At 36.2% G+C, this 12,316-nt stretch carries 11 protein-coding genes and 4 pseudogenes; 7 read left to right on the top strand and 8 right to left on the bottom strand.

Annotated elements, in window-relative coordinates; translation table 11 throughout:
* Positions 1–5: 5 nt before the first annotated feature.
* Positions 6–1,115 carry a DNA-processing protein DprA gene (gene dprA / locus BUE84_RS24000; protein WP_079243813.1) on the bottom strand — a complete coding sequence of 370 codons (1,110 nt, stop codon included), beginning with the start codon at positions 1,113–1,115 and terminating at the stop codon, positions 6–8.
* A 33-nt stretch (positions 1,116–1,148) separates the two neighbouring features.
* Positions 1,149–1,916, bottom strand: a complete 768-nt coding sequence (locus BUE84_RS24005; protein ID WP_079240009.1) for a rhomboid family intramembrane serine protease — start codon at positions 1,914–1,916, stop codon at positions 1,149–1,151.
* A 251-nt stretch (positions 1,917–2,167) separates the two neighbouring features.
* Here BUE84_RS24005 and BUE84_RS24010 point away from each other — a divergent pair, with 251 nt between their 5' ends.
* On the top strand, positions 2,168–3,094 hold the full coding sequence (locus tag BUE84_RS24010) for a DUF3078 domain-containing protein (RefSeq protein WP_079240010.1): 927 nt from the start codon (positions 2,168–2,170) through the stop codon (positions 3,092–3,094).
* A gap of 228 nt (positions 3,095–3,322) precedes the next feature.
* A complete protein-coding gene (locus tag BUE84_RS24015) occupies positions 3,323–4,246 on the top strand; it encodes a DUF3078 domain-containing protein (protein ID WP_079240011.1) in 924 nt (307 codons plus the stop codon).
* A gap of 76 nt (positions 4,247–4,322) precedes the next feature.
* Here BUE84_RS24015 and sufD read toward each other — a convergent pair whose 3' ends face one another.
* The 4 genes and pseudogenes from sufD to BUE84_RS24035 form a co-directional block, all read right to left on the bottom strand.
* Entirely contained in the window at positions 4,323–5,630 is a 1,308-nt protein-coding gene (sufD, locus tag BUE84_RS24020) for a Fe-S cluster assembly protein SufD (RefSeq protein ID WP_079243818.1), read from the bottom strand.
* A 164-nt stretch (positions 5,631–5,794) separates the two neighbouring features.
* Positions 5,795–6,537, bottom strand: a pseudogene (gene sufC, locus BUE84_RS24025) (Fe-S cluster assembly ATPase SufC).
* 244 nt (positions 6,538–6,781) lie between these two features.
* Positions 6,782–8,230, bottom strand: a pseudogene (gene sufB / locus BUE84_RS24030) (Fe-S cluster assembly protein SufB).
* A gap of 38 nt (positions 8,231–8,268) precedes the next feature.
* Positions 8,269–8,642 (bottom strand): annotated as a pseudogene (locus tag BUE84_RS24035) (HesB/IscA family protein).
* Positions 8,643–8,882: 240 nt separating this feature from the next.
* On the opposite strand from BUE84_RS24035, the gene BUE84_RS24040 reads away from it, so the two are divergent.
* From BUE84_RS24040 to BUE84_RS24970, 5 genes are read left to right on the top strand one after another with little or no spacing between them, the layout of a single operon-like run.
* Complete coding sequence (locus BUE84_RS24040) at positions 8,883–9,152, top strand: hypothetical protein (RefSeq protein ID WP_079243814.1); 270 nt, start codon at positions 8,883–8,885, stop codon at positions 9,150–9,152.
* Positions 9,133–9,588: a GLPGLI family protein gene (locus tag BUE84_RS24045; RefSeq protein ID WP_238594325.1), complete on the top strand. Its 456-nt coding sequence runs from the start codon at positions 9,133–9,135 to the stop codon at positions 9,586–9,588. Before BUE84_RS24040 ends, BUE84_RS24045 begins: the two co-directional genes overlap by 20 nt.
* Positions 9,575–9,793: a hypothetical protein gene (locus BUE84_RS24050; RefSeq protein ID WP_079243816.1), complete on the top strand. Its 219-nt coding sequence runs from the start codon at positions 9,575–9,577 to the stop codon at positions 9,791–9,793. The genes BUE84_RS24045 and BUE84_RS24050 overlap by 14 nt, the downstream gene beginning before the upstream one ends.
* 12 nt (positions 9,794–9,805) lie before the next feature.
* Complete coding sequence (locus BUE84_RS24055) at positions 9,806–10,531, top strand: GLPGLI family protein (protein ID WP_238594326.1); 726 nt, start codon at positions 9,806–9,808, stop codon at positions 10,529–10,531.
* The gene (locus BUE84_RS24970; RefSeq protein ID WP_262487971.1) at positions 10,528–10,659 is read left to right on the top strand and encodes a hypothetical protein; all 132 of its coding nucleotides are present in this window, start codon (positions 10,528–10,530) and stop codon (positions 10,657–10,659) included. The genes BUE84_RS24055 and BUE84_RS24970 overlap by 4 nt, the downstream gene beginning before the upstream one ends.
* A gap of 66 nt (positions 10,660–10,725) precedes the next feature.
* On the opposite strand, the gene BUE84_RS24060 is transcribed toward BUE84_RS24970, so the two are convergent.
* Both BUE84_RS24060 and BUE84_RS24655 read right to left on the bottom strand, forming a co-directional pair.
* Complete coding sequence (locus BUE84_RS24060) at positions 10,726–11,589, bottom strand: neutral zinc metallopeptidase (protein ID WP_079240014.1); 864 nt, start codon at positions 11,587–11,589, stop codon at positions 10,726–10,728.
* Positions 11,590–11,654: 65 nt separating this feature from the next.
* A pseudogene (locus tag BUE84_RS24655) lies at positions 11,655–12,316 on the bottom strand (LTA synthase family protein); the annotation flags it as partial.

Below are 12,316 nucleotides of genomic sequence, written 5' to 3' on the forward strand. Positions count from 1 at the left end.
AAATCTTAAATTGCGATGAATTGCCTCCCGGAAAATGATTTTACTTTCCCTAAAAGTTCCAATTCTAAAATTATTGGTAAGATTTTATGGGTAGGGAGATCAATTCTCAGTGAGAGATCGTCTAAACAAATTTGAGGATAAGATTGAATAGATTGATATATTAATTTCTGATTGTCAGATAATTGTGGTTTTGTCTCGCTATAAGGAAATAACTCTTCTATTTTTTCTTTAGGATCATTTAATCCAAGGAGTCCAATAAGATCTTTTATGGTAGAAATAGCGGTTGCTTTATTATGGAAAATCAGCTGATTACATCCCTGGCTATTGCTTTCCGTAATTTTTCCAGGCAGAGCAAAAACATCACGGTTATAATCATTAGCAAATGTTGCTGTGCTCACAGAACCTCCTCCAAAACCTGTTTCCACTACAATAGTTGCCGGAGATATTCCTGCCACGATTCTGTTTCTTTGGATGAAGTTTTCCCGATCTGGCTTTCTGGAAGAGCTGAACTCCGTTATTAATGCACCTCCTTCCTGTAAAATTTTCTCAGAAAGTTTTCTGTTTGTTGCCGGATATAAATATTGAAAACCATGTGCAAGAACTGCTACAGTGGGTTTTTGATGACAAATAGACTGTTCGTGAACTTCTTTGTCGATGCCTAAAGCAAGACCGCTTACAGATGTATATTTTGAAGATTGTGTTGCTTTGAAGAAGTCTTCAATAAACTGTTTTCCATAAGTTGTCATATTTCGAGTTCCTACAATACTTACCTTGGGCAGTGCATTCTCAATATTCCCTTTTTGATAAAGAATAGCCGGAGCATCATTACATTCATTAAGTAGAGAAGGGATTTCTTTGAGATGTTTTAACCTGATTTGAATATTATTTTTTTCGCAAAAATTTAATTCTTCTTCTGCGAATTTCAAATGAGACTTATTTCCAATATCCGAGACTGTTCTTTGTCCTATTCCTTCCAGTCTTTTATATTCTTTTTTTGCTCTTTTCCAGGCTTCCTGAGCGCTTCCAAAAGTACGGACAAGTTTATGAAAATGAATATCACCAATCTGGCTGCATTCGTGGAGGGCGATGGCATAAAAGTATTCTTCGGAGATCATGTGTGTTTTTTTTCAAATGTAATGAAATAAGTTTTATCTTTTTCTCAATTCATCCAAATGATCCCATATATCATCCTTTTTCTTGTAAGGAAGTTCCATAAAGTCTTCAGGATGATTTTCTTTGTATTCCTGCCACAATTTATCATCCTTTTCGCTGTAATAATTCGGAAACTCCCAGATGAACTTTTTCTTCTTTTCGCCGACATTTTTAAAGGCAAATGCAATAATACTGCCTACTACAGCTCCGGAAAGATGGGCCTGCCATGAAATTTTACTCGGTTCCTGCATATTGTAAAACAATTCTTCGGGAAGCATCCCCCAAATCAAACTGCCATAATAAAGCACAACAAGCATTGAAATAGTGAGAAGTTTCGTATTCCATTTAAATACCCCGCTGAAGAATAGGAAAAAAGCGAGTACATAAACTACACCACTGGCTCCGATGGTACAAGTGTACATATATTCACCTGTAAGAATATCAATGGGAGGAAGAAGCCATACCAAAAGTCCCGTTGCCAGCCAGCCGATGATAAAGACTTTGTTGGCAACCAATGGATAAAACTGATACAGCAAAAACATAAGTGCTGCTATGGGAATAGAATTTCCTATAATATGATCAATATTTCCATGTAAAAGGGGAGAAGTAACCACGCCAAGCAATCCCTCAGGTAAGAGAGGAATAATGGCTCCAAAACAGCTTTGAAAAAAGCCCTGCATTTGTAAAAAATACCCGAACCACATCGCTGAAAGCATCAGTAATGGGTATATAACCGCTCTTTTGGAAATTACATTTTTGAACATGTGGATTTTACGTCAAATCAAAAGCCAATAATAAATTTCGGAAAATTTGTCGATGAATTCGTTCCTACCGATCTGATTTTAAGACAAAAGGTATTAAATTTAACTTTTGAACTTATTATTTTGGCATTGATTTTATAGAAATATCTTGTTATGAGGAGATTAAACTTTATTGAAATTCGATTCTTTTACAGCTGAATTTACCTTTAAAAAAAATTATATTAATATTTTTGCATTGAAAATTATTTAGAGTAATGAAGAAGTTTTTATTGATTCTTTCCTGTTTTATAGGAATATATGCTAGTGCACAAGAAGAATTGAAAAAAGATTCCGTAGTAGTAGACACTGTTAAATACTGGTCGGTTTTAGGAAAAAATACATTAATGATTAACCAGGCTGCCTTTTCAAACTGGGTTGGAGGTGGAGCCAACAACGTCGGATGGCTAGCCGGTACCAATTATAACCTCACCTATGAAAAAGACAAAGATCTCTGGGAAAATATCATTGTTCTTGGGTATGGTCAGAATGATACAAAAGGACTTGGAATAAGAAAGACACAGGATGTTATCAATGTTTCTACCAATTATGGGAGAAAATTTTCGAAAAGCTGGTACTTCTCTTTAGGAGCTGGTTTGCAATCACAGTTTGCGGCAGGATATGAAGATGGAAATAACCCTGAAGCCAAAAAAATCTCAAACTTTATGGCTCCTGGCTATGTAAACGTCGGGATGGGTATCACGTACAGGCCCAATGATGATCTTACGGTAACTTTGCGTCCTACCAACGCCAGATGGACGTTTGTATTGGATAAAGACCTTCAGACAGCAGGGAGCTATGGTTTAAAAAATGATGGAGATACTTCTTTATTACAATTCGGTTTTCTGGGTACAGCCATGTATAAACTAAAAATAATGGAAGATATTTATTTAACCAATACAGCTTCTGTCTTTTCAAATTATCTTGATCATCCGGAAAGGCTGGTTCTTGCCTATGGAGCTCTATTAAACCTGAAGGTAAATAAATATATTTCATCCAATGTAACAGTAGATTTACTCTACGATCATAATCAGATAGAAAAAACACAGCTGAAGCAGACTCTTGGAATCGGATTTGCGTATACACTGGAAAATGGGGTAAAACGTTCTGATCGTAAAGATAGCCAGTGGTGGATCAAAAAATAGTTTAGAAAACTTATTTTATAATTAAAAACACTTCAAAAATGAGGTGTTTTTTCTTTTTAAAATACTGTAGTTTTAAGTTGATTTAAGTTTGATAGTTAATGGTTTTGGTTGTAAATACCTTGTTTTCAGTTGTTTGTAATGTTGTTTTTCGATTATGTTAAATTCATTTTAAAGTGAATTTTATGATGGCGTAAATTATTATTTATACATTTGTAATAAATCAACATTATGAAAAAACTTTTATTGATCAGTTCTATCTCTTTTGGGGTTGTAGCGTTCGCTCAGGAGGCTAAGACAGAAACTCCGGCATCAGACACCGTTAAAGCATGGTCTATTCAGGGACAAAATACATTAATGCTTAATCAGGCTGCCTTTTCAAACTGGGTAGGAGGTGGAGCCAACAATGTTGGGTGGCTTGCTGGTGTTAATTACAACCTGACGTATGAAAAAGGGAAAGATCTTTGGGAAAATATTATTATTCTGGGTTACGGACAAAATAACACGCAGGGAACTGGAGTAAGAAAGACTCAGGATGTTATTAACCTGTCTACAAACTATGGTAGAGAATTTGCCAAGCATTGGTATTTGTCTGCAGGCGCAGGGCTTCAGACTCAGTTTGCTCCGGGTTATGAAGATGGAAATAATCCTGATGCTAAAAAGATTTCTAATTTTATGGCTCCCGGATATCTGAGTGTAGGAGCTGGGGTTACTTATCGTCCTAATGACAATCTTACCGTGACTTTACGCCCGGCAAATGCAAGATGGACTTTTGTTTTAGACGAAGATCTTCAGAAAGCGGGAACTTATGGTCTTAAAAATGATGGAGATTCTTCTCTTTTCCAATTCGGTTTCCTGGGAACAGCAATGTATAAGCTGAAGATTATGGAGAACATTACCTTGCTGAATACGGCTTCTGTATTTTCAAATTATCTTGATCATCCGGAAAGACTGGTTCTTGGATACAGCGGAGTTTTAAGCATGAAAATCAATAAATATATTTCTACCAATGTTACCCTGGATCTTTTGTATGATCATAATCAGATATGGAAGACCCAGTTGAAGCAGACTTTAGGTGTAGGATTGGCTTATAATTTTGATAATGGTAAGAAACGTTCGGATAATAAAGATAACCAAGGTTGGTTAAAGAAATAAAACAGAAAGATAATCTGTAATAAAAATAAAAAAGCACTTCGAAAAGAAGTGCTTTTTGTATCAATATATATAAGTCTTAGAATTCTATATCAACTCCTAATTTTTCAGCTAATAGCTTGGAAATTTTATCTTTTAGAGGTTCTATATCAATGTTTTGCATTGCATCATTAGCGAAAGCATATAAAAGTAATGCCTGAGCTTCTTTTTTAGAAATTCCTCTTGCTCTCAGATAGAATAAAGCATCTTCATTCAATTGACCTACTGTACAACCGTGAGAACATTTTACATCGTCTGCAAAGATTTCTAACTGAGGTTTGGTATCAATACTTGCCCCTTCGCTTAGCAATACGTTGTTATTCTGCTGATAAGCATTTGTTTTCTGAGCAATTTTGTCCACAAAAACTTTTCCGTTGAAAACTCCGTGAGCATTCCCATCAAAGATTCCTTTGTAGTTCTGGTAACTTTCACAGTTCGGGAAGTTATGGTGAACCGCCGTATGGTGATCTACCAACTGATCTTTCCCGATAATGGTGATTCCGTTCATGAATGAATTGATATTAGATCCATTATGAATAAAATCAAGGTTGTTTCTTACCAGTTTACCTCCGAAAGAGAATGTGTTTACCGTTGTTAAACTGTCTTTCTCCTGTCTTGCAAAAGTATTGTCGATAAGATAGGTTGTGTTGTTATCGTTCTGAAGTTTGTGCCAGTCAGCCTTTGCATTAGGGTATGTAAAGATCTCCGTTACAGAGTTTGTTAATACGTAAGTGCTGTCAAAATTGTGATGGCTTTCAATGACCTCTACTTTAGCTCCTTCTTCTACGATCAAAAGGTTTCTTGTATTGTAAAACGTGTTTTCCTCCTGATTCTGAGAAATATAAAAAACGTGGATTGGCTTTTCAATCACTACATTTTTAGGAACTTTAAGGAAGAAACCATATTTGCAGTAAGCAAGGTTCAGGTTCGTAAAAGCCTGTTCTTTGGAAGCAATCGTATTGAAATACTTTTCAAAAACCTCTTTATGCTTCTCATCATTCAATGCATAATTGAATGAAAGGAATTCTACATTCTCAATAGAAACTTTAGATAGCTCCTTGTGAAGCTTACCGTTTACAAAAACAATCCAATCAAAATTTTCTTCTCCAAGGTGCAGTTCATCAAACTGCTCTTTAGTGATATTGTGGCTCTCTTTCGGGAAGAAGTTGTAGCTTTTTTCCGTGATTTCCTTTAGATTGGTATATTTATATTCTTCGTCTTTTTTTGTCGGAAAACCAAGGTTTGCAAATCTTTGAAGAGCAGCTTTTCTGCTGTCGTCCAGAAACCTGTGACGAAGACTCTCCAAAAATTCATTATGGTTCTCTATAATTTGTTCTTTTAATGCCATTACTGGTATATCTGTGGTTTGCACCATTTTTTCTTTTTTTATTAACTAAAATATTGTTATTCCGAGGAATAGGAAACCCAATTTTTAATAGTAGAGACTCTTTTTTGCTACATTGTATGAATGATTGTGAAAAAAGGTTATCTCTGAAATAATATATATTCTTCTTAGTTAAGAAGCCAGTCGTAACCTTTTTCTTCAAGTTCTAATGCTAAAGACTTGTCACCTGTTTTGATGATTTTTCCATCTGCTAAAACGTGAACGAAATCAGGCTGAATATAGTTTAGCAATCTCTGATAGTGCGTAATCAAAAGAACTGCATTCCCTTCATTTTTAAAATGATTTACTCCATCTGCCACGATTCTTAAAGCATCGATATCCAATCCTGAATCTGTTTCATCAAGAATAGCCAGCTTAGGATTAAGCATCATCATCTGGAAAATTTCATTTCTTTTCTTCTCACCTCCGGAGAATCCCTCGTTCAATGATCTTGAAAGGAAATCTTTTTTAATTCCTAATTTTCAGATTTCTCGCGGATTAATGCAAGCATTTCTTTTGCCGGCATTTCTTCCAGTCCGTTTGCTTTTCTCGTCTCGTTCAAAGCAGCTTTGATAAAGTTCGTTACAGAAACTCCCGGAATTTCCACTGGATACTGGAAAGAAAGGAAAATCCCTTTGTGAGCTCTATCTTCAGGAGCTTCTTCACTGATGTCTTGTCCTTCGAAAAGAATTTCTCCACCAGTCACTTCGTAATCTTCTTTTCCTGCGATTACAGAAGAAAGGGTAGATTTACCAGCTCCGTTGGGTCCCATGATCGCGTGAACTTCGCCCGGCTTTATTTCAAGATTAATACCTTTTAATATTTCTGCGCCATCTTCAATTTTGGCGTGAAGGTCTTTAATTTGTAACATTCTTGCTAACTTTTGCTTTTTATAATTGTATGAGCTTCTTTCCTTTAGGTACACATCGTCTTTGTATTAGGATATCTCCTCAATAGACGGACAGAAGCTTTTTATATTTTATGTTTATAATAATCTTCAACGAAGATTATAACTTATATTTCCGTTTATAACGGTTGATCATCAGATAAAAACTCTGAAAACCTTGCCTTTAAAATCAGTTTGTTTTTATCTGAAGGGTTCTTTTTTGATCATATTATCCTACTGAACCTTCTAATGAAATCTCAAGTAATTTCTGAGCTTCAATAGCAAATTCCATTGGAAGCTTGTTCAAAACTTCTTTGCTGAAACCATTCACAATCAGAGCAATGGCTCTTTCTGTATCAATACCTCTCTGGTTACAGTAGAAAATCTGATCTTCCCCAATCTTTGAAGTCGTTGCCTCGTGCTCTAACTGTGCTGTAGGATCTTTGATTTCAATATAAGGGAAAGTATGAGCTCCACATTCATTACCCATCAATAAAGAGTCACATTGTGAGAAGTTTCTTGCTCCTTTTGCTGAAGGCATTACTTTCACCTGTCCTCTGTATGAGTTTTGTGATTTCCCGGCAGAAATACCTTTTGAAATAATCGTTGATTTGGTATTCTTTCCGATGTGGATCATTTTTGTTCCTGTATCTGCATACTGGTGGTTGTTAGTAACTGCAATAGAGTAGAATTCTCCGATAGAATTGTCTCCTTTAAGGATACAAGACGGATATTTCCATGTTACTGCAGAACCTGTTTCTACCTGTGTCCATGAGATTTTTGCATTTCTTTCGCAAAGTCCTCTTTTTCGTTACAAAGTTGAATACACCTCCTTTTCCTTCTTCGTTACCAGGATACCAGTTCTGTACCGTTGAATATTTGATCTCGGCATTGTCTAAAGCAATAAGCTCTACAACTGCTGCGTGAAGCTGGTTTTCATCTCTTGATGGAGCTGTACATCCTTCAAGATAAGAAACATAACTTCCTTCATCAGCTACAAGAAGCGTTCTTTCAAACTGTCCTGTTCCTGCCTGGTTGATACGGAAATAAGTAGAAAGTTCCATAGGGCATTTTACCCCTTTAGGAATATAACAGAAACTTCCGTCAGAAAATACTGCGGAATTCAATGCTGCATAAAAGTTATCTCCTCTCGGAACAACTTTTCCAAGATATTTTCTTACTAAATCAGGGTGGTTTTTAATAGCCTCAGAGATGGAGCAGAAAATAATTCCTTTCTCTGCCAATGTATCCTGGAAAGTGGTTTTCACAGAAACTGAGTCCATTACAATATCTACGGCAACTCCGGAAAGTCTTTTTTGCTCTTCGATATTAATCCCTAGCTTTGCGAATGTCTTCAACAACTCAGGATCTACTTCGTCAAGACTTGCCAGTTCTGGCTTTACTTTAGGAGCAGCGTAATAACGGATTGCCTGAAAATCTGGTTTTTTCATATTTGATATTGGCCCATTCAGGCTCTACCATTTTCTGCCAGATTTTGAAAGATTCAATCGCCATTCAGTCATCCATTCCGGTTCTTCTTTTTTAGCAGAGATGGCACGGATGATGTCCTCATTTAAACCAATCGGGAAATCTTCATAATCAATCTTCGTTTCCCAACCGAATTCATATTTTTTATTTCTAGATCGACTCTTAAATCGTCTTCTGTATATTTACTCATTACTTTTTTTTAGATTTCAGATTTTTAGATTTCAGAATTCAGAGTAGATCTGAGGTCTGAAATCTAGGATCTAATGTCTTTTCTCTAAAGACTAAATGATTCCCACACCCACATGTTCTGGATGCATTCGGGTTGTTAAAAACAACCCTTTTCCGTTCAATCCTCCTGAATACTCAAGAGTTGTTCCTGCTAAATAAAGGATGGATTTTTTATCTATAATAATTTTAATGTTATTATCTTCAAAAATCTGATCTGTGTCTGTTTTTTGGTTATCAAACTTTAAAACATACTCTAAACCAGAGCATCCGCCGCTTTTCACCCCTACTCTTATATAATCTTCAGCAGGGTTAAAACCATCTTCCGTCATTAACTGGATGGCTTTCTCCTTTGCATAGTCTGATACTTTTATCATTGTATTTATTTAGAATGATTTAATGATGCAAAAATACGAACTAATTTTCGCAATCTCAAATCGAAGATATCTATTTTAATGATTCTGTTATTAATAGCAATTCTGAGAGGATAAATTATGTTAAAAAATAATAAATTTAGCCTTTCAATGTGAAGATTTCATTAAGGATTTAACCTTGAATCTTATTTTCTATCTATAAAGAAAATTGGTCATGAAACAAAAAATAATAGTTTTTTTGTATTGTTTTTCACCATTGTATCCTATGGACAGACCACCAGATTTGTTTATGAAACCTTGGTAAATCCGGATTCAATCAATCTGGTAAGTATGAAAAGTGAGAGAACTTTTCTGGATGTTAAAGGAGATCGTTCCTTATTCATCAGTGAAAATAAATTGAAAAGAGACTCTCTTTTTGCAGAACTAAGGTCAGAAATAAAGGAAAACAAGAAAGAGGAAAAAGATTTTTCAAAAATGGAAGGAAAAAAACATTTTGAACCTACATTTTTTTGAATATTTCATTACCAAGACAATTCCGGATCAGAAAGTGTATTATTATGAGAAGGCTTCCGGAAAACAAATTTATTATCAGGAAGACAGACCTGTAAAATGGGAAATCACTAATATGATTGAGAAACAGAATGGATATTCTGCCCAAAAAGCAGTTGCCGAGTTTGGAGGAAGAGTCTGGACAGCTTGGTTTACTAAAGAAATTCCACTGTCTGACGGTCCTTACAAGTTTTCAGGATTGCCAGGACTGATTGTAAAACTGGAGGATGACAAAGGAGATTATAAATTTGATCTTGTGAAAAAGCTTACGCTTAAAAATGCTTTTGAAGAACAGATAAATGCTGATGCTAAGCAAAGTACAAGAATTAATTTCCATGGTGATAAAGCTGCTCTTGAACTGGAATTCGGTAAAAACAAAAAAAGCGATGGCCGGGAATAATACTGGTGGAAATATGAATTTCGGAGGTGGAAAAACATGGCGGCGGAATGAATGGTGGTGGAATGAAGGAGGCGGCAACGGAAGTGGTGGAATGCACAGAGGCGGAATGGGTGGAGACAATCAGGGAATACCCATGTCACAAGGCTCATCTGTAGAAATACCTTCTTTTACCAATATAGCACAGAATCCAATTGAATTAAAATAAATAAAAATATAAATGAAAAAATTAGGTATTATCGCATTGGCACTGTTCATACAGAATGTTTCTGCACAGACAAACAGGTTTGTGTATCAGGTGACTATGAAGCCTGATGCTGAAAATAAAACAGATATCAAAACTGAAAATGCTTATCTGGATATTTCTCCGGAAAAATCAGTGTTTTATTCTGAAAACAGAATCAAAAGAGACTCCATTATGCAAAAAGCATTTCAAGGTGGGGGCGGAAGAGGAAGTATCAACAGAGATCAGATGGAAGGTTTGAGAACGAATATCAACTATTCTGTAGAAAAGGATAAGACGAACCAAAAAACATATTTTAAAGACAGAATAGGACGTGATCTCTATTCTTATGAAGAAGACAGACCTCTGAACTGGAAAATTGGATCAGAAACCAGAAAAATTGGCGATTACAAAGTTCAGAAAGCTGAAACCGAGTTTGGAGGAAGAAAATGGACTGCATGGTTTACGACAGATCTTCCTTATCAGGACGGACCTTATAAGTTCGGAGGGCTTCCTGGACTGATTGTAAAAGTGGAAGATGATAAAGGAGATTATTCTTTTGATTTAATGAAAAACTATAAAATTGCTGAGTTTCCAACATTGAACCAGTTTGGAAATACTTTAAAAGTAAAAAGAACAGATTATTTAAAGCAGCAGCAAAAGTTTAAAACTGATCCAATGTCATTCATGAGTCAGGGTGCGGAGGGATCAGTGCTCCGATGAGAGTAGGCGGAGGTGGAAGAGGCCCCGGAGGTGGTGGAAACCAGAATCCTTCCGATATGAGAAAGAGAATGGAAGAAAGGGTAAAAGAAGAAGCCAAGAAAAATTCCAATCCAATCGAATTGCAATAAATAAAAAATGCGGTCTTAAGCTAAGACCGCATTTTATTTTATATCATCACAATAATTGTGATAAAACTATTTTAATAGTTGGTTGAAAGTATCACCTTGTCTGATATCACCAGTGTTGTAACCTTTCATAAACCATTCTTTACGTTGTGCAGATGATCCATGGGTAAAGCTTTCCTGATTCACATATCCCTGTGCTCTTTTCTGAATATTATCATCTCCAACGGCTTCTGCAGCATCTATGGCAGATTCTATATCTCCGGGTTCAAGAATATGTTTGCTGTCATTGGTTCTTTTTGCCCAGACTCCGGCATAGAAATCAGCCTGTAACTCTGTAGCAACGGATACTCTGTTCATCTGTTCTTCGGAATATCTTCCGCTTCTTCTTAGCGCATCCACTTTCTGAGTAGTTCCCAAAAGAGTTTGTACATGATGTCCTACTTCGTGGGCAAGAACATAAGCTACTGTAAATTCTGTTACTTTAGCTCCGAATTTTTGCTGAAGTTCACCAAAAAAGCTCATATCCATATAAACTTTCTGATCTGCCGGACAATAGAACGGGCCCATGGCAGATTGCGCTGTACCACATGCTGAAGAAGTTGTATTTTCAAAAAGAACCACTTCAGGAGCACTGTAAGTCATTCCGTTTTCCTTAAAAATCTGATCCCAGGTAAGAATATTCCATTTGGCCATCATATCAACCATTTCTCCAATTTGTTTTTCTTCGGCAGTCAGTTCTCTTTGTTCTCCTGTATTGCCTGAAGGCTGTATTCCTCCGGAATTCAAAATACCGGACGGATCACCTCCCAAAAAGAATACGATGGCTGCTATAATTAAGGTTCCGAGTCCGCCTCCTACAATCATACCTCCACTTCCGCCTCCTGAACCACGGCGGTCATCAACGTTTCCGCCTCTGTCGTCTGTCCATTTCATATCAATAAATTTATGGGTTAATTTAAATATTTTACACCAGATTATAAGCGAAAATATCTAGATATTTATCTGTTGAGTTGTTTTGTTTTGAGCCAGTAAGACGTAGACTGATAAGCTGATACAGCATCATCTACCAGTTTCTGATCTGGATCTTTTTTAATAATTTTTCGTCGTAATACAGCTTGAATTCCGGTTTCAGGTCACTTTTTTCCAGTTCTAAGGAGTATTGTTTTACTTTTTTTACTGGCGAAATAATAGTTAAACGCTCTCCTTTGATAAATCCTAGATCCTGATAGGTTGCCACATATGCTTTAGGTTGGAATTCCTGTCTGAAGACATCCTGGCCCAAAAATTTAGACTGATAGTTGAAATTTAATAATCCCATAAGTGTAGGCATAACATCTATCTGAGACATCAATGCATTGAATTTCTGCGGCTGAATAAATCCTTCAGAGAAAATCATAGCAGGAATTCTGTATTATCCATCGGAAGCTCTGTTTTTCCCGGCACTGGATGCACAGTGGTCTGCAATGATAACAAAAACTGTGTTTTTATACCAGTCTTGTTTCTTAGCCATATCGAAGAACAATTTAAGCGAGTAATCCGTATATTTTACACCGCCTTCACGGGATTTTGCTGTCCCAGGAATATCGATTCTTCCGTCAGGATATGTAAACGGTCTGTGATTGGAAACTGTCATCCAGTGATTGAAAAACGGCTTTCCTGA

It is taken from the genome of Chryseobacterium indologenes (assembly GCF_002025665.1).
In the GTDB taxonomy this organism is placed as follows: domain Bacteria; phylum Bacteroidota; class Bacteroidia; order Flavobacteriales; family Weeksellaceae; genus Chryseobacterium; species Chryseobacterium metallicongregator.